General features: G+C 58.1%; 23 protein-coding genes. 5 read left to right on the top strand and 18 right to left on the bottom strand.

The window, feature by feature from the left end; all coding sequences use genetic code 11:
- Nucleotides 1-8: 8 nt before the first annotated feature.
- The 12 genes from tolA to ICA15_RS14520 all read right to left on the bottom strand — a co-directional run bounded on the left by tolA (nucleotide 9) and on the right by ICA15_RS14520 (nucleotide 9,416).
- Complete coding sequence (gene tolA, locus ICA15_RS14575; protein ID WP_150616154.1) at nucleotides 9-1,088, bottom strand: cell envelope integrity protein TolA; 1,080 nt, start codon at nucleotides 1,086-1,088, stop codon at nucleotides 9-11.
- Nucleotides 1,088-1,540, bottom strand: a complete 453-nt coding sequence (gene tolR / locus ICA15_RS14570) for a protein TolR (protein ID WP_210554173.1) — start codon at nucleotides 1,538-1,540, stop codon at nucleotides 1,088-1,090. Before tolR ends, tolA begins: the two co-directional genes overlap by 1 nt.
- A gap of 23 nt (nucleotides 1,541-1,563) precedes the next feature.
- Nucleotides 1,564-2,259, bottom strand: coding sequence for a protein TolQ (gene tolQ / locus ICA15_RS14565; RefSeq protein ID WP_008080223.1), 696 nt, complete (start codon nucleotides 2,257-2,259; stop codon nucleotides 1,564-1,566).
- A complete protein-coding gene (ybgC, locus tag ICA15_RS14560) occupies nucleotides 2,249-2,716 on the bottom strand; it encodes a tol-pal system-associated acyl-CoA thioesterase (protein WP_064119107.1) in 468 nt (155 codons plus the stop codon). The genes tolQ and ybgC overlap by 11 nt, the downstream gene beginning before the upstream one ends.
- Nucleotides 2,717-2,843: 127 nt before the next feature.
- Complete coding sequence (ruvB, locus tag ICA15_RS14555; protein WP_150592864.1) at nucleotides 2,844-3,905, bottom strand: Holliday junction branch migration DNA helicase RuvB; 1,062 nt, start codon at nucleotides 3,903-3,905, stop codon at nucleotides 2,844-2,846.
- Nucleotides 3,906-4,514: a Holliday junction branch migration protein RuvA gene (gene ruvA, locus ICA15_RS14550; RefSeq protein WP_042560639.1), complete on the bottom strand. Its 609-nt coding sequence runs from the start codon at nucleotides 4,512-4,514 to the stop codon at nucleotides 3,906-3,908.
- A 115-nt stretch (nucleotides 4,515-4,629) separates the two neighbouring features.
- Nucleotides 4,630-5,157: a crossover junction endodeoxyribonuclease RuvC gene (ruvC, locus tag ICA15_RS14545; RefSeq protein WP_007912737.1), complete on the bottom strand. Its 528-nt coding sequence runs from the start codon at nucleotides 5,155-5,157 to the stop codon at nucleotides 4,630-4,632.
- A gap of 151 nt (nucleotides 5,158-5,308) precedes the next feature.
- A complete protein-coding gene (locus tag ICA15_RS14540; protein ID WP_150598218.1) occupies nucleotides 5,309-6,055 on the bottom strand; it encodes a YebC/PmpR family DNA-binding transcriptional regulator in 747 nt (248 codons plus the stop codon).
- A 133-nt stretch (nucleotides 6,056-6,188) separates the two neighbouring features.
- Nucleotides 6,189-7,964, bottom strand: a complete 1,776-nt coding sequence (aspS, locus tag ICA15_RS14535; RefSeq protein WP_150592862.1) for an aspartate--tRNA ligase — start codon at nucleotides 7,962-7,964, stop codon at nucleotides 6,189-6,191.
- Nucleotides 7,965-8,072: 108 nt separating this feature from the next.
- Nucleotides 8,073-8,294, bottom strand: a complete 222-nt coding sequence (locus ICA15_RS14530; protein ID WP_042560642.1) for an FmdB family zinc ribbon protein — start codon at nucleotides 8,292-8,294, stop codon at nucleotides 8,073-8,075.
- A 131-nt stretch (nucleotides 8,295-8,425) separates the two neighbouring features.
- Nucleotides 8,426-8,764, bottom strand: a complete 339-nt coding sequence (locus ICA15_RS14525) for a ribbon-helix-helix domain-containing protein (protein ID WP_150601647.1) — start codon at nucleotides 8,762-8,764, stop codon at nucleotides 8,426-8,428.
- 181 nt (nucleotides 8,765-8,945) lie between these two features.
- Nucleotides 8,946-9,416: a Dps family protein gene (locus ICA15_RS14520; RefSeq protein WP_042560644.1), complete on the bottom strand. Its 471-nt coding sequence runs from the start codon at nucleotides 9,414-9,416 to the stop codon at nucleotides 8,946-8,948.
- 311 nt (nucleotides 9,417-9,727) lie between these two features.
- On the opposite strand from ICA15_RS14520, the gene ICA15_RS28535 reads away from it, so the two are divergent.
- Nucleotides 9,728-10,330 carry a cold-shock protein gene (locus ICA15_RS28535; RefSeq protein WP_150616156.1) on the top strand — a complete coding sequence of 201 codons (603 nt, stop codon included), beginning with the start codon at nucleotides 9,728-9,730 and terminating at the stop codon, nucleotides 10,328-10,330.
- A 71-nt stretch (nucleotides 10,331-10,401) separates the two neighbouring features.
- On the opposite strand, the gene ICA15_RS14510 is transcribed toward ICA15_RS28535, so the two are convergent.
- Nucleotides 10,402-10,608, bottom strand: coding sequence for a SlyX family protein (locus ICA15_RS14510; RefSeq protein WP_150616157.1), 207 nt, complete (start codon nucleotides 10,606-10,608; stop codon nucleotides 10,402-10,404).
- Between the two features lie 3 nt (nucleotides 10,609-10,611).
- On the bottom strand, nucleotides 10,612-11,037 hold the full coding sequence (locus ICA15_RS14505; protein ID WP_210554139.1) for an HIT domain-containing protein: 426 nt from the start codon (nucleotides 11,035-11,037) through the stop codon (nucleotides 10,612-10,614).
- Nucleotides 11,038-11,921: 884 nt separating this feature from the next.
- On the opposite strand from ICA15_RS14505, the gene ICA15_RS14500 reads away from it, so the two are divergent.
- Nucleotides 11,922-13,247 carry an OprD family porin gene (locus tag ICA15_RS14500; RefSeq protein WP_150616159.1) on the top strand — a complete coding sequence of 442 codons (1,326 nt, stop codon included), beginning with the start codon at nucleotides 11,922-11,924 and terminating at the stop codon, nucleotides 13,245-13,247.
- A gap of 226 nt (nucleotides 13,248-13,473) precedes the next feature.
- Here ICA15_RS14500 and ICA15_RS14495 read toward each other — a convergent pair whose 3' ends face one another.
- Both ICA15_RS14495 and ICA15_RS14490 read right to left on the bottom strand, forming a co-directional pair.
- Nucleotides 13,474-14,316, bottom strand: coding sequence for a mechanosensitive ion channel family protein (locus tag ICA15_RS14495; protein ID WP_210554140.1), 843 nt, complete (start codon nucleotides 14,314-14,316; stop codon nucleotides 13,474-13,476).
- A gap of 72 nt (nucleotides 14,317-14,388) precedes the next feature.
- Nucleotides 14,389-14,874: a YajQ family cyclic di-GMP-binding protein gene (locus tag ICA15_RS14490; protein WP_042560649.1), complete on the bottom strand. Its 486-nt coding sequence runs from the start codon at nucleotides 14,872-14,874 to the stop codon at nucleotides 14,389-14,391.
- A 139-nt stretch (nucleotides 14,875-15,013) separates the two neighbouring features.
- Between ICA15_RS14490 and ICA15_RS14485 the strand changes: the two genes are divergently transcribed.
- From ICA15_RS14485 to ICA15_RS14475, 3 genes are read left to right on the top strand one after another with little or no spacing between them, the layout of a single operon-like run.
- Nucleotides 15,014-15,931: a putative 2-dehydropantoate 2-reductase gene (locus ICA15_RS14485; protein WP_210554141.1), complete on the top strand. Its 918-nt coding sequence runs from the start codon at nucleotides 15,014-15,016 to the stop codon at nucleotides 15,929-15,931.
- A 45-nt stretch (nucleotides 15,932-15,976) separates the two neighbouring features.
- Complete coding sequence (locus ICA15_RS14480) at nucleotides 15,977-18,013, top strand: ATP-binding protein (protein WP_210554142.1); 2,037 nt, start codon at nucleotides 15,977-15,979, stop codon at nucleotides 18,011-18,013.
- A 3-nt stretch (nucleotides 18,014-18,016) separates the two neighbouring features.
- Complete coding sequence (locus ICA15_RS14475) at nucleotides 18,017-18,601, top strand: cob(I)yrinic acid a,c-diamide adenosyltransferase (RefSeq protein ID WP_210554143.1); 585 nt, start codon at nucleotides 18,017-18,019, stop codon at nucleotides 18,599-18,601.
- 131 nt (nucleotides 18,602-18,732) lie between these two features.
- Here ICA15_RS14475 and ICA15_RS14470 read toward each other — a convergent pair whose 3' ends face one another.
- Nucleotides 18,733-19,677 (bottom strand): Nudix family hydrolase, encoded by a 945-nt coding sequence (locus ICA15_RS14470; protein WP_210554144.1) that lies wholly within the window; start codon nucleotides 19,675-19,677, stop codon nucleotides 18,733-18,735.
- Complete coding sequence (locus tag ICA15_RS14465) at nucleotides 19,674-20,306, bottom strand: glutathione S-transferase family protein (RefSeq protein ID WP_210554145.1); 633 nt, start codon at nucleotides 20,304-20,306, stop codon at nucleotides 19,674-19,676. Before ICA15_RS14465 ends, ICA15_RS14470 begins: the two co-directional genes overlap by 4 nt.
- Between the last annotated feature and the right edge of the window lie 211 nt (nucleotides 20,307-20,517).

Below are 20,517 nucleotides of genomic sequence, written 5' to 3'. Positions count from 1 at the left end.
AAGGTTTCTCACAAGGCTAGATCCTCAGGTGTGAATGTCATCTTGAATGAACGATACGGAGCGAAATCGCTCGGCTTCATTCCCTGCATTTCTGTCAAACGTCCAATATTCTTGACCGCCGCTACTGCCGAAGCATCGAACGGACCATCGCCACTGGATTTGGCCACGCTGACCGAGGTCACCGTACCGTCCGGCAACATGCCGATTTGCAACACGACAGTCATGCCTTTGCGTGCCGAAGGTGGACGAGCCCAGCCTTCCGCTGCCCGCGCACGAATCAGGTCATCGAAACTGCCCGCAACTTCGTCGCCCTGCTCATCGGCCAAGGCCTGCTGACGCTGCGGCGTGTCGGAAAGCAAATCTGCCAAGGCCTGAGCCTTTTTGTCTTCGGTAGATTTACGTGCCGCATCCTGCGCTTTCTTCTTCGCAGCATCGGCAGCAGCTTTCTTCTTCGCTTCGTCGGCGATTTTCTTCTTCGCCTCTTCAGCTTCAGATTTCTTCTTGGCGTCTTCGGCGGCTTTCTTCTTCGCGTCTTCGACGATCTTTTTCTTCGCTTCTTCAGCGGCCGCTTTCTTGGCCTCTTCTTCAGCAGCCTTTTTGGCTTCTTCTTCAGATTTCTTCTTGGCTATATCAGCCAATTGTTTCTCTTCTGCCTTCTTGGCTTCGGCGGTCTTCTTCGCGTCATCGGCTTTTTTGGCTTCATCAGCCTTTTTCGCCTCGTCCGCTTTTTTCGACTCGTCGGCCTTCTTGGCTTCCTCGGCCTTTTGAGCCGCTTCTTCTTTCTTTTGTTCCGCAGCTTTCACCGCTTCCTGCTCGACCTTTTTCTGTTCCATCTGCTCGACTTCAGTCTGACGCGCGGCGGATTTCTTCGCCTCACCCGCAATCTTCTGATTGGTCTGGGTGGTTGCCTGACTTTTCGATTTCAGCTGGTACAGGGTCGCCTGGACAATCGGCTTGGCCGGCGGCAGCTCTGGTGTAAAGGCGAAACTGACGAACAGCATGCCGAATACCAGCACGTGCAGGACAATCGCCAGAACACTAGGCCAGAAGTAGCTTTCCGAGGCAGACGGCTCTCGCAGTGGCTGCATCAGGGGGCCTCGGTAATCAAACCAACGTTACCGACCCCGGCTTTCTGCAACCCGCCCATGGCGCCCATGACGGAACCATAGTCGACGGTTTTGTCGCCGCGGATGAAGACCTGGGTACGCTTGCCGTTATCGTTGCCAGCAGAAATGATCTTCGTCACCGCACTGGTCATCTGCGGCAGGGTCATGGCCCTGTCCTGTTGCTTCTCGGTGTCGACTTCGCTGCCAAGGTTCCAGTAATAGGTCTTGTCAGCCTTGATCGAAATGGTCAGGACCTGAGTGTTGTTGTCCTGCGGCAAGGCTTCGCTGGAAACCTTGGGCAGATCAACTTTCACGCCCTGATTGAGCATCGGCGCGGTCACCATGAAAATGACCAGCAGCACCAACATCACGTCGATGTATGGCACCACGTTCATCTCGGCGACCGGCTTGCGCTTTTTGCGAGCTCGAGCGATTAAAGCCATTGGAAATTACCTGCTTATTCTTCGCTGGTGTGCACTTTGCGGTGCAGGATCGCCTGGAATTCATCGGCGAAGGTGTAGTAACGGCCCAGCAGGGTTTCGCTGCGAGCAGCAAAACGGTTGTAAGCGATTACGGCAGGGATTGCCGCGAACAGGCCGATCGCCGTGGCGATCAGTGCTTCGGCGATACCCGGAGCCACGGTGGCCAGGGTTGCTTGCTGGGCGCTGGCCAGACCGCGGAAGGAGTTCATGATGCCCCATACGGTACCGAACAGACCGATGTACGGGCTGACCGAACCAACAGTGGCGAGAAACGGCAGGCTCTGCTCCAGTTTCTCTTCTTCGCGCGAGATGGCAACGCGCATGGCACGGGCCACGCCTTCCATCACCGCTTCAGGATCGACACCTGGCTGCTGGCGCAGACGGGAGAACTCCTTGAAACCGGCGCGGAAGATTTGCTCGACGCCCGAATCCGGATCAGGGTTGCTGCCGGCCTGGCGGTACAGTTTGGACAAATCGATACCCGACCAGAAGCGCTCTTCGAAGCTCTCCAGGGCGCGTCGACCGGCACGCAGCAGGTTGCTGCGCTGAAAGATCATGATCCATGAGGTCACCGATGCGGCCACCAGAGTCAACATTACCAACTGCACCACGATGCTGGCATTGCTGACCAGGCTCCACATGGAGGAATGGTCGACGACGTTAGCTTCCACGCTTTATCTCCTGCTTTGAGTGTGTACCCGGGCCGACCGCGTCGGCGAAAGCCGCACGCAAGTCTTCGGGAAGGGCCCGGGGTTTCAAACTGTTAGTGCGCACACAGGCCACCAAAAACTGCCCTTCACAGAGCAGCACATTATCCGTTGCCCGCCTGACCTGCTGTTTGAAACGCAGGCTGGCACGGTTCAATTCGATTACTTCAGCACTTACCAGAAGCTCGTCGTCCAGTCGCGCCGGCGCGTGGTAACGCGCTTCGCTGGAATGCACGACAAACAACAGGTCCTCTCCGGCAAGCTGCGATTGGGCAAAGCCCAGTTCGCGGAGCCGCTCGGTTCGAGCCCGTTCCATAAACTTGAGGTAATTAACGTAATACACGATGCCGCCCGCATCGGTGTCCTCGTAATAAACGCGACAACGATGTGCGAACGGCTCAAGCCCGTTTTGCGCGCGCATACTCTAGTGCTTACTCCTCATGTTGCCAATCCGGCCAGACAACTGTTTTTCGTTGTTTCAGGGCTTTACTGCAAAAGTACCGTCCTCTGACAGTACAAACCCTGAATAAATCGACAACAAATGTGTATTAATCGTCCACGGCATCGAGAAACTCGTCTACCACGGGCGTCTCACCCATTCGTGACGGAATGTTTAAACCGAAATGCAGATACGCATGCCGCGTCACCACCCTGCCCCGTGGCGTGCGCATGATGTAGCCCTGCTGAATCAGATACGGCTCCAGCACGTCTTCAATCGTGTGGCGTTCTTCACTGATCGCTGCTGCAAGGCTGTCGATACCGACCGGCCCGCCATCGAACTTCTCGATCATGGTCAACAGCAGACGTCGGTCCTGATGATCGAAACCATGCTCGTCGACATCCAGCAGATTCAACGCCAGATCCGCCACCGCTTTGGTGATGTGGCCCTTGGCGCGCACTTCGGCAAAATCGCGCACGCGGCGCAGCAATCGGTTGGCAATTCGCGGCGTACCACGGGCACGTCGAGCGATTTCAAAGGCGCCCTCCGGGTCCAGTGGCAGGCCAAGAATATTCGCCGAACGACCGACAATCGTCGCCAGATCCGCAGTGCTGTAGAACTCAAGACGCTGGACGATACCGAAGCGGTCACGCAACGGGTTGGTCAGCATGCCGGCGCGAGTAGTCGCCCCGACCAGGGTGAACGGCGGCAAGTCGAGCTTGATCGAGCGCGCTGCCGGCCCTTCACCGATCATGATGTCGAGCTGGAAATCTTCCATCGCCGGATACAACACTTCTTCGACGATCGGCGACAAACGATGGATTTCGTCGATGAACAGCACGTCATGCGGCTCAAGATTGGTCAGCAATGCCGCCAGATCACCCGGACGCTCCAGGACCGGGCCCGAGGTGCTCTTGATCGACACGCCCATTTCCTGGGCGATGATGTTGGCCAGCGTGGTTTTACCCAGCCCCGGCGGACCGAAGATCAACGTGTGATCAAGGGATTCGCTGCGGCCACGAGCAGCCTGAATGAACAGTTCCATCTGCTCGCGCACCGTCGGCTGGCCAATGTAGTCAGCTAGGCTGACCGGGCGAATGGCGCGGTCCTGGACTTCTTCGCGCTCGCGCGGAATGTGCGCAGCGGCGATCAGACGATCAGCTTCAATCACTTAAATCATTCCCTTCAGGGCGCGGCGGATCATGTCTTCACTGCTCAAATTCTTGTCCTTGATGGCCGAAATTGCCTTGCTCGCTTCCTGCGGCTTGTAACCCAGGGAAATCAGCGCGCTGACCGCATCGTTTTCAGCGGTGTTGACCGGCGCCGGGCCGTCCGGCTGGTTTGGCACCAGGGCGAACATGGCCGGCGAGGTTTCCCAGGCCTTGAAGCGATCTTTCAGCTCGACGAGCAAACGCTCGGCGGTTTTCTTGCCGACGCCCGGCACCTTGGTCAGCGCCGACGTGTCCTGCGACTGCACGCAGCGCACCAGTTCATCGACTTCCAGGCTCGACATCAATGCCAGGGCCAATTTCGGCCCGACACCATTGAGACGGATCAACTCGCGAAAAAAGTCTCGCTCACGCTTGCCGGCGAAACCATAGAGTAACTGCGCGTCTTCGCGTACGACCAAGTGCGTGTGCAGGGTCAGCGGTTCACCGACCGGCGGCAGTCGGTAGAGGGTGGTCATGGGCACTTCCAGCTCATACCCGAGGCCATTTACATCGAGAATCAGGTGCGGCGGCTGTTTCTCAGCCAGGGTGCCGCGCAAGCGTCCAATCACGTTACAGATCCTTGAGCGTTGGCCAGCCGTGGGCTGGCGACTGACGGAAAGCGTGCTTCAGGCCGACGACCCAGGCGCAAAACCCGCATTCCGGAAAATTTGATTGCTGATGCTATCAGAGACGCAGGCGCCCGCCACGACTGCGTGCGGCTCCCAGGCCATGCGGCAGCAGACTGGAACGGGTGTGAGCATGGCAAATCGCAATGGCCAGGGCGTCCGAAGCATCGATTTGCGGTTTGCTGGTCAACTTCAGCATGTGCATGACCATCATCTGCACCTGCTCTTTATTGGCCGCGCCCGTGCCGACCACGGCTTGCTTGACCTGGGTTGCTGTGTACTCGGCAATTTCCAGGCTTTCTTCGGCACCGGCAACAATCGCCGCGCCACGGGCCTGCCCGAGTTTGAGCGCCGAGTCAGCGTTTTTCGCCATGAACACTTTTTCGATGCCCATGGTGACCGGGCCGTAGGTCTGAATGATTTCACGCACGCCGCGATAGACGATTTGCAGTCGCTCATGCAGTTCGCCAGCGCCGGTGCGGATACAGCCCGAGGCGACGTAGATGCAGCCGCCACGTCCGGTATCGCGAACAATGCCGTAACCGGTGATGCGCGAACCGGGGTCGATACCAAGAATTAAAGTCATAACGCCTGCAAGAGAGATCGCATTCGCCTGAGGATAACTGTAGGAGCTGCCGCAGGCTGCGATCTTTTAAATAAACAGCAGAAAATCAAAAGATCGCAGCCTTCGGCAGCTCCTACAGAGAGCTGTCAAGGCTGCGATCTTTAGTAGTGCATCAACCGAGCTGAGCGGCAACGTCTTCCGGAATATCCGCGTTGGAATAAACGTTCTGCACGTCATCCAGGTCTTCAAGCATGTCGATCAGCTTGAGCACTTTCTCCGCGCCTTCCAGATCCAGTTCGGCGCTGGTGGTCGGCAGCATGACGATTTCCGCGTCATCACCTTTGAAACCGGCGGCTTCCAAGGCGTTACGTACAGAATAGAAACCGGCGAACGAAGTGAACACGTCAATCGAACCGTCTTCGTTCGTAACCACGTCATCGGCGTCGGCTTCCATCGCCGCTTCGATCAGAGCGTCCTCATCAACGCCCGGGGCGAAGGAGATCTGGCCCTTGCGCTCGAACAGGTACGCGACCGAACCGTCGGTGCCCAGGTTACCGCCGCACTTGCTGAACGCATGGCGCACGGCTGCTGCGGTGCGATTGCGGTTGTCGGTCATGCACTCGACCATCACCGCCACGCCGCCCGGGCCGTAACCTTCGTAACTCAGCTCGACCATGTCGTCGGTGTCGGCGGCACCGGCACCGCGAGCAACCGCGCGATCAATGATGTCGCGGCTCATGTTCGCACCGAGGGCCTTGTCCAGGGCCAGACGCAAACGCGGGTTCGAGCCTGGATCACCGCCACCCTGACGGGCAGCGACGGTCAGCTCACGAATCCACTTGGTAAAGATTTTGCCTTTCTTGGCATCCTGACGTTCTTTGCGGTGCTTGATGTTCGCCCACTTGGAATGACCCGCCATAACTCGCTCCGAATTCTCTTTGAAACGTTGCCCGCCCTGCTCTTGCAGCGGCCGGCAAACAAAAAATCTTGAACAGCTTTCAATCTATAAGAAAGAAAAAAGGCGCATCCGAAGATGCGCCTTCAGGCCCGTCTTACTCAGCCTTTGGCGTTTCGCGCAAACGAATGTGCAATTCGCGCAATGCCTTGGCATCCACTACACCCGGTGCTTGCGTCATGACGTCGGCAGCGCTCTGGGTTTTCGGGAAGGCGATCACTTCACGGATCGACTGGGCGCCGGTCATCAGCATGACCAGACGGTCCAGACCGAAGGCCAGGCCACCGTGCGGCGGTGCGCCGTACTTCAGGGCGTCGAGCAGGAAGCCGAATTTCTCTTCCTGTTCCGCTTCGTTGATGCCCAACAGGCGGAACACCGACTGCTGCATTTCCTTGCGGTGGATACGGATCGAACCGCCACCCAGCTCAGTACCGTTCAGCACCATGTCGTACGCGCGGGACAGAGCAGCGGCCGGGTTGGCTTCGAGCTCTTGCGGCGTGCACTTCGGTGCAGTGAACGGGTGGTGCAGCGCAGAGAAGCTGCCGTCGTCGTTTTCTTCGAACATCGGGAAGTCGACGACCCACATTGGCGCCCACTCGCAAGTCAACAGCTTCAAGTCGTGACCGAGCTTGATGCGCAGTGCGCCCAAGGCTTCGCTGACGATCTTGGCCTTGTCGGCGCCGAAGAACACGATGTCGCCATCGACTGCGCCAACGCGATCGAGGATCACGTTCAGCTTGTCTTCCGGGATGTTTTTCACGATCGGCGATTGCAGACCTTCAACACCGGCTGCGCGCTCGTTGACCTTGATGTATGCCAGGCCCTTGGCACCGTAGATGCCGACGAACTTGGTGTAGTCGTCGATCTGCTTGCGCGGCATGCTCGCCCCGCCTGGAACGCGCAGTGCAGCGATACGGCATTTCGGATCGTTGGCCGGGCCACTGAAGACCTTGAAATCGACTTCTTTGAGTTGATCGGCAACGTCGACCAGTTCCAGCGGGTTACGCAGGTCTGGTTTGTCGGAACCGTAACGGCGCATGGCTTCTTCGAAAGTCATGTGCGGGAATTCGCCGAATTCCAGGCCCAGCACTTCCTTGAACAGGTTGCGGATCATTTGCTCGGTGAGGCCCATGATCTCTTTTTCATCGAGGAAGCTGGTCTCGATGTCGATCTGGGTGAATTCCGGCTGACGGTCGGCACGCAGGTCTTCGTCGCGGAAGCACTTGGCGATCTGGTAGTAACGGTCGAAGCCGGCCACCATCAGCAGTTGCTTGAACAGCTGCGGCGATTGCGGCAACGCGAAGAACGAACCGGCGTGAGTGCGGCTCGGCACCAGATAGTCGCGTGCGCCTTCTGGAGTAGCACGGGTCAGGATCGGCGTTTCAACGTCGAGGAAGCCGTTTTCGTCGAGGAAGCGACGGATGCTGGTGGTCATGCGCGAACGCAGACGCAGCTTCTCGGCCATTTCCGGACGACGCAGGTCGAGGAAGCGATAGCGCAGGCGGGTTTCTTCGCCAACGTCGGAGTATTCGTTGAGCGGGAACGGCGGGGTTTCGGACTCGTTCAGCACTTCCAGTTCGTAACCCAGCACTTCGATCATGCCCGACGCCATGTTGGCGTTGGTTGCACCGGCCGGACGCAGACGCACCTTACCGGTGATCTTCACGACGTACTCACTGCGCACGCGATCGGCGGCGGCGAAGCTCTCGGCGCGATCCGGATCGAACACCACCTGGGCCAGACCGTCACGATCACGGATATCGAGGAAAATCACCCCGCCGTGGTCGCGGCGACGGTGAACCCATCCGCAAAGGGTAATTTCCTGACCTTCCAGGCTTTCGTTCAGTTGGCCGCAATAGTGGCTGCGCATCATGGTAGTGGTTCGCTTCTCGTAATTCGAAATTCGGTGGAGATCCCGTCGCACTCAAGCATTGTGCGACGTGTGGAAACTCACGCGTGTCGTTCGACCTGGGCTTGAACCCTAGTCAGATTTGTCGCTACCGGCCAGGTTCTTCTTGGTTCCGGTCTTGAAATCGGTTTCGTACCAACCGCTGCCGCTGAGGCGAAAGCCGGGCATGGACAGCTGTTTCTTGAGCTCTGGCGCCTGGCAGGCAGGGCAGTCGACCAGCGGTGCATCGCTGATCTTTTGAATGGCTTCCAACTGATGACCACAGGAAGCACATTGATAATCGTACATCGGCATGGAGGTGTCTCGGCGATCAGATTGCCACCGCGCGCAGGGCTTTGCGGCGAAAGAGCGGGATTATATCCATTAAATGCGGCCTGTGCAGCCGTAAGACTGCACAGGCTGCAACCTCCTTTGCAACCGCTGTTTCAGAGCGATTTCACTGGTTCAGCGACTTTGACCCCGTTCATGACACACACCACTCGTACCAGCGCACTGAAATTTTTCACCCCGCCGTGACGAAGATGCACCTCACGGTCAACGTGGGATAACAGTGAGCTGATCGAACAGCAGTTGTCTTTGGCCATGGCGCCGAGGATGTTCCAGTACACCTGCTCCAGCCGCAGGCACGTCGCGTATCCGTTCAAACGCACGGATCGGGACAGCGGCTGTACCAATGACATGTCGAATTCGTTGACGAACGGATCGAACTTCAATTCATGCTGCAAGCCGACAATCCTGTCGCCTCGCCTGTCTCCCTCTATCATATCGGTGACACTCCTTTGCCATCTCTGCGTGTTTTCAAAGTCACATCCTGTGACTTCTATAAAAGCGCAGACGCAAAGTTATATCCAGATGACTAATTGACCATCCCCGTAGGATAAGCCAACGATAGAAGTAAGACTTCGGACAGCGCGGGCATCCTCAAGGCATGCCCGCGCACTGGGGTCAGGCTTCGAGCAATGCGCGCAACATCCACGCGGTTTTTTCATGAACCTGCATGCGCTGGGTCAGCAGATCGGCCGTTGGCTCATCGCTGACCTTGTCGAGCAGCGGGAAAATGCCGCGCGCGGTGCGGGTCACGGCTTCCTGACCGGCGACCAGTTGTTTGATCATGTCCTCGGCGCTTGGCACGCCCTCCTCCTCCTTGATAGAAGAAAGCCGCGCATAAGTGGCGTAAGCGCCCGGCGCCGGAAAACCCAGCGCGCGAATACGCTCGGCGATCGAATCGACGGCCAGCGCCAATTCGTTGTATTGCTCTTCGAACATCAGGTGCAGTGTGCGGAACATCGGGCCTGTGACGTTCCAGTGGAAGTTATGGGTTTTCAGATACAGCACGTAGGTGTCCGACAGCAGACGCGACAGCCCCTCGACGATGGACTTGCGGTCTTCTTCACTGATACCGATATCGATTGCCATGTTTACCCCCTAACGGCGATTTGGATTCATCCAAGGTACCGCCCCACTCTAGCAAGGCTGTCGATACCTCGCAGCCTCGAATCGACGCTCGCACTGCGACAAATCGACCACTTTGCTGCCGCTGGCCGGCCTGATTTGAGTAGCTGCAGGCTTTGCTGTTAAATAGGCAGTGTGTCGCCATGCCCCATTTTCCGGGGATTTGCGCATAGGCTGATGCTGTGTCCGTGTCCACCGCCTCTTATTTTGTTCCGAAGCGAACCGTGCGCCTTCAGCTCTTCCTTGTGAGCCGTTAATAACGTGAGCCAATCAAAATGTTGAAAATCGTCCACCTGCTAATGGGCGCAGCGGCACTGCTGCTGTCGTTCATACCTAGCTTGAAATCCGAAGCCGTTCCCTACCTGCAACAACCCGATGCACTTTACCTGGCCTTTTTCGGCCTGCTGAACCTGGTCATTGCTCCAGTGATTCCTTACTGGAACAAAGGCCCGCGCCAGCATCTGCAAAATCTGGTCAGCGCTCTTCTGGTGCTGACTGTCGTCCTGCAAACCTTGACCCTGATCGCGCCGATGCCAGTCATCGCCGGCCAGCCAGCCGTGTTGTTCAGCCTGGTGATTGCCCTGGTTGCCGTGGTCCTGCACCTGGCCGTCAGCTTTTATCGATCTTCACCGGCTGCCACGCCAACCAGCTACGACATGACCAACCGTGATACCGGCACCGTCAAGTGGTTCAACACCTCCAAAGGCTTCGGCTTTATCTCCCGGGATTCCGGTGATGACATTTTCGTGCACTTTCGCGCGATCCGTGGCGAAGGCCATCGCGTTCTGGTTGAAGGCCAGCGCGTGGAGTTCTCGGTGATGAACCGGGACAAAGGCCTGCAAGCCGAGGACGTGATCGCCGCGCTGCCGCGTCGCTGATCCGAGGCATAAAAAAACCGCGAGCAGCGTGCTGTTCGCGGTTTTTTTACGCCTGATGAAAAGCCTCCACCTCAATAGTGCGGCGGCGGTGCATCTTCCTCGAAGGATTCGAACTGCCCCACCATCTCTTCCTGACGCTTGAGCAACGCAGCCATTTGCAATTGCAGGCGCTCGACCACCCGCTGCTGCGCCACCAGGATGTCGTTCAACGTCTGGATAGTGTCGTCCTGAAACGCCAGACGGCTTTCCAGATCGTTAACGCGCTCTTCCAGGGTCATGAATCAGCCCTCCACAAAGGTGAAATCTTCGGTCAGCACCACACGCAACTGCGCGCGAATGGCCGCCACCTGCTCGCTGTCATAAGGCTTGGCCGGGTGCTTGCCCCAGACCGGCGCCGGCCACGCTGCATCGTCGCGTTTGCGCACGATCACATGCATGTGCATCTGACTGACCACGTTACCCAGCGTTGCGACGTTCATTTTGTCGGCGTCGAACAAGTCTTTAAGCAACTCGGCCAGCGCAGTGGTTTCGAGCCAGAGCTGCTGCTGATCGGCGACATCCAACTGAAACAATTCGCTGATATCGTTGCGGCGTGGCACCAGGATGAACCACGGGTAGTTGGCGTCGTTGGACAGCAACAGTCGGCAGAGCGGAAAGTCGCCGATGGTCAGCGTGTCCTGTTGTAGTCGTGAATCTAAAGCAAACACTGCGCGCACTCCCGGCTGATCTACATAATTCAGCTTGGCGGCCCACCCGACAGGCAGCACACCAAGCGACAGAACCGCAGCATACCTGCGAATGCGCCCGTCTTCACGACGACTGTGCCCTTGCCATTCTCCGGGCGCCCCGACATGTGACATTTTGAGACACCCCGCACCAGTACGGAACCCGAACCACACTGAAATGACCGAAAACCCTGAGGTGCTCACGATCGCCCGCAGGCAGATCTGTATGAATCCGGTACAGCGCGTAAATTTTTTGCACCAAAACCGCACAGTGCGTCTACGCTCAGTGCGTCGGGCATCCGCCGAATACTCACTGCCGGGGTGAACCGGTAACGTTTTTGGTTGTCACGCGTCGATTACGGTGTAGCAACACCATACGAACAATCGCGTCAAGCCCCGACAAAAAGCGGCTTGGCGCCCCGTATTTATGAGGTTTTTACAGGTAAAGACAGGCGTTCTGAAAAATAACCGCACCGACATTGCAGTTTGTGCACGCTTGTTGCATTCGTACTCATATGGACTATAAGCGCACCACGGGAAGTGGGAGCCTTAAGCCCAAAAAAAACAGTGGCAGGGCTGCCCGATGGAGATTCAAGTGTTTTGCCAGGGACTCTTTTTTAGCGATGCAAAAGGCTAGAAAAACAGCAAGAAAGTTGTCGGTCCGATTGCATCGGTACTGTGAATTTGCGACATCTACAAAGCCATCTGCGACAGCGTCGTAAAGAAGGTGAAAGGTTAGATTCGCAAGTATCGCCAACAATGTCGGCGTGATATAAGTTTGCGCCGACACAAAAAGAAAGAGCCGCCCAGATAATAAAACAGGTGGGACGGCAGTACTCTTCTAAAAACCAAAGGAGCAAATCACGATGCGCGTGATGAAGTGGAGCATGATCGCCCTGGCTGTAGCAGCAGGCACCTCGCAGTTCGCAATGGCCTCTTCTCAGGATGAAGCCAAAGGTTTCCTGGAAGACCAGAGTCTGAAACTGAAGACTCGTATGGAATACATGAACCGTGACTTTAAAAACGGTGCAGGCAACAGCACTTCCGGCACTGCCGGCTATCGTCAGGACACCGGCGTCAGCCAACTGCTGTCCTACGAATCGGGCTTCACTCAAGGCACCGTAGGCTTCGGTCTCGACGCCATGGCAATGGGCGCAGTCAAACTCGACGGCGGCTCGGGCCACCGTGGTAACGGTCTGTTCGCCAACGACAGCGACGGCAACCCGGAAAAATCCCAGGGTAAAATCGGCGGCGCAGTCAAATTCCGCGTATCCGACACCGTGTTGAAATACGGCCAGCAATTCGTTGCCAGCCCGGTTTTCGCCACTGACGACAGCCGTATGCTGCCAGAAGTCGCTACCGGTACCCTGATCACTTCCAAAGAGATCAAAGGTCTGGAACTGAGCGCAGGTCGCTTCACTTCCCTGAGCAAGCAAACCGGCATGGGCCGTGACAGCATCGGCGGTCTGCCTGATGAGAACGGTAATGGCGGCAAAGGCCTGACCAACATCAACATCTTCGGTGCCAGCTACTCGTTCACCGACAACTTCACCGGTGCACTGGCCGCCTCCGACGCTGACGACTACTTCAAGAAGTACTACGTCAACCTGAACTACACCTTGCCGATCAACGACGAGCAGTCGCTGAACTTTGACTTCAACGGTTACCACACCAAAGGCGACAGCCGTGGCGATCTGGTTGATGCCATCGGCGACGGCACCACCGGCGTGGACAACAACCTGTGGTCCCTGGCTGCTGCCTACAGCATCGGTGCTCACAAGTTCACCCTGGCTCACCAGCGCTCCAGCGGCGACAACGCTTACTACTATGGCGTTGACGGCAACAGCACCATCTTCGTGGCCAACTCCATCCAGATCTCCGACTTCGTGGGCCGCGACGAGCGCTCCTGGCAAGCTCGCTACGACCTGAACATGAAAACCTACGGCGTTCCTGGCCTGAGCTTCATGACCCGTTACGTGATGGGTGACCACATCACCACCAACGGTCTGGGCGAAGGCAAGGAAAACGAGTGGAACGCCGAATCCAAGTACGTGATTCAGGAAGGTCCTGCCAAAGACCTGTCGTTCCGTCTGCGCTACGCCATGTACCGCTCCAATGGCGCGTACAGCGGCTACTCGTCTGACAACAACGACACCCGTCTGATCGTTGAGTACCCACTGAACATCCTCTAATAGGGATGAACAGCTGACGTACTGTAGAGCACTGCTCTAACAAGAACCGCCCACCTGATTCAGGTGGGCGGTTTTTTTATGCGCGAGAAACTTCGTACACCTGAAAAACATTAGCCAGCTATCTATTAGCCAGCAAACTTTCACACCGACATAAAAAAACCCAAGAGTGCGAACACCTCTTGGGTTGGCATTAATTAACTGACCGTAAAGCCAGGTATCAATGTTGTTACTGAACAGCGCTTTCCTGAACTACGCGAATCACCCGTTGCGGAAACGGAATATCAATGCCAGCAGCTTTTAAACGATCGCGGGACTGTTCATTCAACATGAACATCACATCCCAATAGTCTGCAGTTTTAACCCACACACGCAGGGACACCGTGATCGAACTGTCGCCCAGTGTCGAAATCACTGCCTGCGGCTCAGGATCTTGCAGAACACGCTCATCCTTGGCCAGATCCAGCAGCACCTGACGGGCCTTTTGCAGATCGGCTTCGTAATCCACGCCCACATCGAACACAACCTTGCGGGTTGGCTGACGGTTGGTGTTGGTGATGATGCCGTTCGACAGATTGCCGTTTGGCACGATGACGGTTTTGTTGTCGCCGGTACGCAGTACGGTGTGGAAGATCTGGATGCTGTCGACCGTACCCGCCACGCCTTGCGCTTCGATCCAGTCACCGATGCGGAACGGGCGGAACAGCAGAATCAGCACACCACCAGCGAAGTTCGCCAGGCTGCCCTGCAACGCCAGACCGATGGCCAGACCCGCAGCACCGATCGCTGCAACGAACGAGGTGGTTTCGACACCGATCATCGAGGCCACGCTGACGATCAGCAACACCTTGAGAATGATGTTGGCCAGGCTGCTGATAAAGCCTTGCAGTGCCAGGTCAGCGTTACGCAGGGCCAGCAAACCACCGAGTTTTTGCGTGACCTTGTTGATCAGCCACCAGCCGATCCCCAGGGTAATCACTGCCAGCAGCACGCGGCTGCCGTATTCCATGATCATCGGGATCCACGCTTGGGATGCCTTGACCAAGTGGTCTACTTCAGCATTCAAATCCATGTTCTATCTCCTGATTTCCGGCTACCCGGGATGTGCACAAATAAATGTGGCAGCAGTTTCAACGGATAACGCTTAGTCGCGGAAGTTGTTGAACTGCAGCGGCATGCCGAATTCCTTGGCACGCAAGGCCGCGATGGCTTCTTGCAGGTCATCACGCTTCTTGCCGGTCACACGCACTTGCTCGCCCTGAATGGCGGCCTGCACCTTGAGTTTGGCGTCCTTGATGTGGCCGACGATTTTCTTCGCCAGCTCCTTGTCGATGCCTTCCTTGAGCACGGCGTCCTGCTTCATCAGCTTGCCCGAGGCGTACTCATCCTTGACTTCAAGGCACTGCACGTCGATCTTGCGCTTGACCAGGGCCAGCTTGAGGATTTCGATCATCGCTTCCAGCTGGAATCCGGCTTCAGCGGTCAGACTGACAGTCAGGTCCTTTTCCTTGAACTCGAAACTGCCTTTACCTTTCAGGTCATAACGACGATCGAGTTCCTTCACGGCGTTCTCGACCGCGTTGGTGAGTTCGTGTTTGTCCAGTTCGGATACCACGTCGAACGACGGCATGTAATCTCTCCAATAAAAAGGCGCGCCCGATGTGGATGGAGCGCGCTTGGCTTGCGGTTAAAATCGGGCTCATTATAACGGGTCTTTTCCTGTCGACACGCGAGCCGAGCATGCCTGTATTCAATCGAGCAAAAAACTGATGTCTACCCCTTGGCACATTCTCGGCGCCGGCAGTCTCGGCACACTCTGGGCTACACGGCTGGCTCGGGCCGGCCTGCCGGTGAGGCTGATCGTGCGCGACGTGACGCGTTTGCACAGCTATAACGCAGCCGGCGGGTTGACCCTTGTAGAAAACGGACAAGCCAACACCTATGCAGTTCCCGGCGAAACCCCGGACAGCCCCGAACCGATCCGGCGCCTGCTGGTGGCCTGCAAGGCCTACGACGCCGAAAACGCGGTGGCGCGCCTCGCCCCGCGCCTGACGCCCGATGCGGAAATTATTCTGCTGCAGAACGGCCTCGGCAGTCAGGACGCTGTCGCCGCGCGAGTACCGCATGCACGCTGCGTCAGCGCTTCAAGTACCGAAGGGGCGTTCCGCGATGGCGACTGGCGTGTGGTGTTCGCCGGCCACGGTTTTACCTGGCTCGGTGATGCCGCTCATCCAGTGGCGCCGATCTGGCTGGATGATCTTGAGGCGGCGAAAATCCCCCACGAATGGAGCACCGATATCCTCACACGGCTGTGGCGCAAACTGGCGCTCAACTGCGCGATCAATCCGCTGACGGTGCTCCACAACTGCCGCAACGGTGGCTTGCAGGCGCATCATTGCGAAGTCGCCACGCTCTGCGCTGAGCTCGCCGAACTGCTGCAGCGCTGCGGTCAACCTGCGGCGGCGGACAATCTGCAACAGGAAGTCGAACGGGTGATCCAGGCCACCGCGGCCAATTACTCATCGATGTATCAAGACGTCGCCAACCAGCGCCGCACCGAGATCAGTTATCTATTGGGCCACGCCTGCAAAGTCGCCGCACGCCACCAGCTAAACCTGCCGCACCTCAGTCAATTGCAGCAACGCCTGATCGCTCATCTGCGCAGCCTCGGATTGCCCAGCGACTGAGCAGCGGCTACGCTGGCGACTTGTTCCTTTGCTGCGAAAAACCCGATGCCATTGCGCCAGCGCCTCGAAAACCTGCCGGTCGGCCAGAAACTCCTGGCCGCCCTGCTGGTGCTGTTGACCACTGTGTTGCTGGTCGCCAACCTGACGTTTATCAGTGCCGCCTATTACATCTCCCAGGAAAGCATGGCCCCACAGGCCTTGCAGACCATCGGCCGCCTGATCGCCAACCCGAGCCTGGTCAGTGAAGCCCTGCAATCACCGCAAAGCGCCGAACGCCTGCTCAAGGAACTCGACAGTTATTCACCACTGCGCGCCGCCGCCCTGTATGACGGCAAGGGCGAACGGCTCGCGCAGTTACAACACAGCGACAAACTCCACCTGCCGGAACGTTACCGGCACATCGAAGCCTGGCAACTCACCGAATTTCGCACCAACCAGGTGATCACCCTGCCCCGCCCCGGCACCGAGCCGGGTCATCTGCTGCTGGTGGCCAGCAGCGAACTGCCGATGGCGTTCTACACCGGCACGCTCACGGCTAGCCTCGGCATCCTGATTTTCAGCGTGCTGTTGTGGTTGGTGATTGCCCGGCAGATCAAACGGCTGATCACCCGCCCAATCCATGAACTGGAAGAGCTTTCGCGCCAGGTCACCCGCGAAGAGAACTACGCGTTGCGTGCCTCGCGGGGCAACCACGACGAAATCGGCAGTCTCGCCGAAGCGTTCAACACCATGCTGTCGCGTATCGAAGCCCGTGAGCAACAACTCAAACGCGCCCGCGATGACTCGCAAGCCGCTTACGATCAGGCTCAGGGGCTGGCCGAGGAAACGCGCCACACCAACCGCAAGCTTGAGCTGGAAGTTCAGGTGCGCAGCAAGATCGAAAAGAAACTCACCGGTTTCCAGAATTACCTCAACAGCATCATCGACTCGATGCCTTCGGCGCTGATCGCGCTCGATGAGCAGCTCTACGTCACCCAATGGAACCAGGAAGCCAGCGCCCTCTCCGGGACGCGCCTGGACGAAGCACTGAACCAGCCGATCTTCCTCGCGTTCGAACCGCTGAAACCGTTTTTGCCGCAGCTCAAGCAAACGGTCGAGCAGCACACCGTGGCGAAAATCGAACGGGTGACATGGTTCAAGGACGAGGAGCCCAAACATTACGCGCTGACCTTCTACCCGCTGATGGGCGGTACCGGGCGTGGCGTGGTGATCCGTATCGACGACATCACCCAGCGCCTGTCGCTGGAAGAAATGATGGTGCAGTCAGAAAAAATGCTTTCGGTCGGTGGCCTCGCGGCGGGCATGGCCCATGAAATCAACAACCCGCTCGGTGCGATCCTGCACAACGTGCAGAACATCCGCCGGCGCCTGTCCGCAGACCTGCCAAAGAATCTCGAAACCGCCGAGCAACTGGGTATTGAGCTGGACACGGTCAACCGCTACCTGCAAGGCCGGGAAGTCCCGAAACTGCTCGACGGTATTCAACAGGCTGGTGCGCGGGCAGCGAAAATCGTCACCCACATGCTCAGCTTCAGCCGTCGCAGCACGCGGCAGATGGCGCCGTGCGATCTGCCGGCACTGATTGATCAAGCGGTGGAAATCGCCGGTAACGACTTCGACCTGGCCATCGGTTTTGACTTCAAGGGTCAGGCGATCATCCGCCAGTTCGACCCGGCGCTCGGCCCGGTACCGGGCACCGCCAACGAGCTGGAGCAAGTGCTGCTCAACCTGTTGAAGAACGCCGCGCAAGCCATTCATCAGCGCGAAGAGGACAGCGAGCCAGGACGGATCATCCTGCGCACGCGGCTCAATCCGCCGTGGGCCGAGATTCAGGTCGAGGACAACGGCATCGGCATGAGCGAGAACGTGCGCAAGCGCACCTTCGAACCGTTTTTCACCACCAAGGAAATTGGCCAGGGCACCGGTCTTGGCTTGTCGGTGTCGTACTTCATCATCACCAATAATCACAAAGGGCAGATGGAGGTGCAGTCGGCGCCGGGGCAAGGTACGTGTTTCACGTTGCGCCTGCCGCTGGCCCATCCACTGCCCATCGCTGCTGAAACCAATCAACTGACGAGGTAACCCATGGGCTTTCGCCTGTCGAAAATCTACACCCGCACCGGCGACAAAGGCGAAACCGGCCTGGGCGATGGCCGCCGCGTGCCCAAGGATCACCCACGCATCGAGGCCATTGGCGAGGTCGATACGCTGAACAGTCAGGTCGGCGTGTTACTGGCCGGTTTGATTGCCGAGCGTGAGACGTATCCGGGGCTGAATGAGCTGATCGAGGTGCTGGCGCCCTGTCAGCATCGGCTATTCGACCTCGGGGGCGAGTTGGCGATGCCGGAATATCAGGCACTAAACGTGGCGGAAATCGAACGGCTGGAAGCGGCGATTGATGTCTGGAACGAAGAGTTGGGGCCGCTGGAGAATTTCATTCTGCCGGGCGGTTCGATGCTGATTGCTCAGGCGCATGTGTGCCGGAGTCTGGCAAGGAGTGCCGAGCGGCGCTGTCAGCATTTGAATGCTGAAGAACCCTTGGCCGGGGTTGGCCTGGCGTATATCAATCGGTTGTCGGATTTGTTGTTTGTCGCGGCACGGGTGATTGCGCGGCGCCAGGGGATTGCGGAGATTTTGTGGCAGCCGGCGGTGAAGCCTTCAGATAAATAGCGTCTGACAGGAAGTCATCGCTGGTAAGCCAGCTCCCACAGGTTCCATTGGTGTACACAACATCTGTGAACGACACAAAACCCTGTGGGAGCTGGCTTGCCAGCGATGAGGCCGGTGGCCGCTCTACATGATCAAGCCTCAGGCCAGAACGCCCGAATCCCCGCCACACCCTGCGCACCAACATCCCAGGCCTTTTCGCGCTCCGCCGGGCCAACTCCACCCAGCAAAAACACCGGTTTGCTGAAGCCCTCGATCAACGTCGAAGCCTGCTCCCAGCCCAGCGGCTGCGCATCCGGATGGGTCAAGGTCGGCTGCACCGGCGACAAGGTCACGAAATCCACGCCCATCTGCTCGGCCAGCGCCAGTTCCTCGGCGTTATGGCAAGAAGCCGCGAGCCAGCGCTGCGCCGGCAACGGGCGCCCCGCCGCTGCGTATTTACGCAACTGCGCGGAAGTGATGTGCCACCCCGCAGACGGAAAATCACCGAGCCACTCGAATGGTCCCTTGATCATCAATTGCGCCTTGCCCGCACACAGCCCCGCGGCGTCCACCGCCAGATCGCGATACTTCGGGTCATAGCCATTCGGTGCGCGCAGCTGGATCAATTTGATCCCGCCGGCAATCGCCTTCTGAATTCCGCGCAGCAAGGCCGGGGTTTCCAGATCTTCCGGCGTGATCAGGTATTCGGCAGGCAAACGTGCCGCTGCGACGATCGGCTGGTTGGCGGCCGGGAACTCATAGTTCGCCAACTCCTTCGCCGTCACCCAGGCCAATGGCTGGCCTTCGGCACCGTGCGGCTCGCCGCTGAAGCTCGACACTTCCCAGACATCCAGCATCACCTGCTTGTCCGGGTAATCGTGACGCACCTTGATCAACGGCCGAGCGGCGCCAACGACGATGCCCAACTCTTCTTGCAGCTCTCGGGCCAGCGCGGTTTCGACCGATTCGTCGGCCTCGACCTTGCCGCCGGGAAACTCCCACAAACCACCCTGATGCTGAGTGTCGGCACGGCGGGCGATAAGGATTTTGCCACTGCTGTCACGAATGACGGCGGCGGCGACGTGTACGCGTTTCACGGGTTCAATTCCTCCAGTCCAGCCTTTTGCCACGCCTTGAAGGCGGGCCATTGGTAGACGGTTTCAACATAGGCTTCGTCGGCGTCCGGCAAGTTCACCTGATAGGTGCGCAGGCGCACGGCGATCGGAGTAAAAAAAGCATCGGCCAGGCTCACACGGCCAAACAGGTACGGCCCGGACTCGGTGGCGACGGCACGGCATTCTGCCCACAGCGCGAGCATGCGCTCGATATCGACCTTAACCTCTGGCGGCACCGGATTCAGCGGCGCGTCGTGGCTGAGGTTGAACGGCATGTGGTTGCGCATGGCGAAGAAGCCGCTGTGCATCTGCGCACAGGCTGATCGGGCTAGGGCGCGGGCGGCGATATCGGTTGGCCAGAGTTGCTCGGAAGGGAACTGCTCGGCCAGGTATTCGGCAATCGCCAGCGAATCGGCAACAGTGCCGCGTGCGGTTTTCAGCAGCGGTACCTTGGCAGTCGGCGAATGCTTGAGCAAAAGCGCACGGGTGTCAGGCTTGCCGAGTTTGATCAACTCTTCGGTGTAGGGCGCGCCGGTCAGCTCAAGCGCCAACGCGGCGCGCAAGGACCAAGAGGAAAGCAGTTTGTCGCCGATGATCAGGTGCAAGGACATGGTGTGGCGCCTTTTCGTCAGGGGGACAGCTTTGGGACTCGTAGTGTCTGGGCTACCGCCTTCGCGAGCAAGCTCGCTCCCACAGTGATCCCGGATATTCACAAATATTGTGTACACCAGTGAACCCTGTGGGAGCGAGCTTGCTCGCGAAGAGGCCGGCACATTCAACGTTGATGTTGCCTGAAACTCCGCTATCGCTAGCAGGCTAGCT

It is taken from the genome of Pseudomonas sp. P116 (assembly GCF_020149425.1).
Lineage (GTDB): Bacteria > Pseudomonadota > Gammaproteobacteria > Pseudomonadales > Pseudomonadaceae > Aquipseudomonas > Aquipseudomonas anatoliensis.
Note: the sequence above shows the minus strand (reverse complement) of the source record. Positions and strands in the feature narration are given on the sequence as shown.

What these genes read in the sequence shown, in the direction of transcription:
- tolA (WP_150616154.1), bottom strand. Translation starts at nt 1,088, where the DNA reads ATGCAGCCACTGCGAGAGCCGTCTGCCTCGGAAAGCTACTTCTGGCCT.
- ybgC (WP_064119107.1), bottom strand. Translation starts at nt 2,716, where the DNA reads ATGCGCGCGCAAAACGGGCTTGAGCCGTTCGCACATCGTTGTCGCGTT.
- ruvC (WP_007912737.1), bottom strand. Translation starts at nt 5,157, where the DNA reads ATGACTTTAATTCTTGGTATCGACCCCGGTTCGCGCATCACCGGTTAC.
- ICA15_RS14540 (WP_150598218.1), bottom strand. Translation starts at nt 6,055, where the DNA reads ATGGCGGGTCATTCCAAGTGGGCGAACATCAAGCACCGCAAAGAACGT.
- aspS (WP_150592862.1), bottom strand. Translation starts at nt 7,964, where the DNA reads ATGATGCGCAGCCACTATTGCGGCCAACTGAACGAAAGCCTGGAAGGT.
- ICA15_RS14530 (WP_042560642.1), bottom strand. Translation starts at nt 8,294, where the DNA reads ATGCCGATGTACGATTATCAATGTGCTTCCTGTGGTCATCAGTTGGAA.
- ICA15_RS14525 (WP_150601647.1), bottom strand. Translation starts at nt 8,764, where the DNA reads ATGATAGAGGGAGACAGGCGAGGCGACAGGATTGTCGGCTTGCAGCAT.
- ICA15_RS14520 (WP_042560644.1), bottom strand. Translation starts at nt 9,416, where the DNA reads ATGGCAATCGATATCGGTATCAGTGAAGAAGACCGCAAGTCCATCGTC.
- ICA15_RS28535 (WP_150616156.1), top strand. Translation starts at nt 9,728, where the DNA reads ATGTTGAAAATCGTCCACCTGCTAATGGGCGCAGCGGCACTGCTGCTG.
- ICA15_RS14510 (WP_150616157.1), bottom strand. Translation starts at nt 10,608, where the DNA reads ATGACCCTGGAAGAGCGCGTTAACGATCTGGAAAGCCGTCTGGCGTTT.
- ICA15_RS14500 (WP_150616159.1), top strand. Translation starts at nt 11,922, where the DNA reads ATGCGCGTGATGAAGTGGAGCATGATCGCCCTGGCTGTAGCAGCAGGC.
- ICA15_RS14495 (WP_210554140.1), bottom strand. Translation starts at nt 14,316, where the DNA reads ATGGATTTGAATGCTGAAGTAGACCACTTGGTCAAGGCATCCCAAGCG.
- ICA15_RS14490 (WP_042560649.1), bottom strand. Translation starts at nt 14,874, where the DNA reads ATGCCGTCGTTCGACGTGGTATCCGAACTGGACAAACACGAACTCACC.
- ICA15_RS14485 (WP_210554141.1), top strand. Translation starts at nt 15,014, where the DNA reads ATGTCTACCCCTTGGCACATTCTCGGCGCCGGCAGTCTCGGCACACTC.
- ICA15_RS14480 (WP_210554142.1), top strand. Translation starts at nt 15,977, where the DNA reads ATGCCATTGCGCCAGCGCCTCGAAAACCTGCCGGTCGGCCAGAAACTC.
- ICA15_RS14475 (WP_210554143.1), top strand. Translation starts at nt 18,017, where the DNA reads ATGGGCTTTCGCCTGTCGAAAATCTACACCCGCACCGGCGACAAAGGC.
- ICA15_RS14465 (WP_210554145.1), bottom strand. Translation starts at nt 20,306, where the DNA reads ATGTCCTTGCACCTGATCATCGGCGACAAACTGCTTTCCTCTTGGTCC.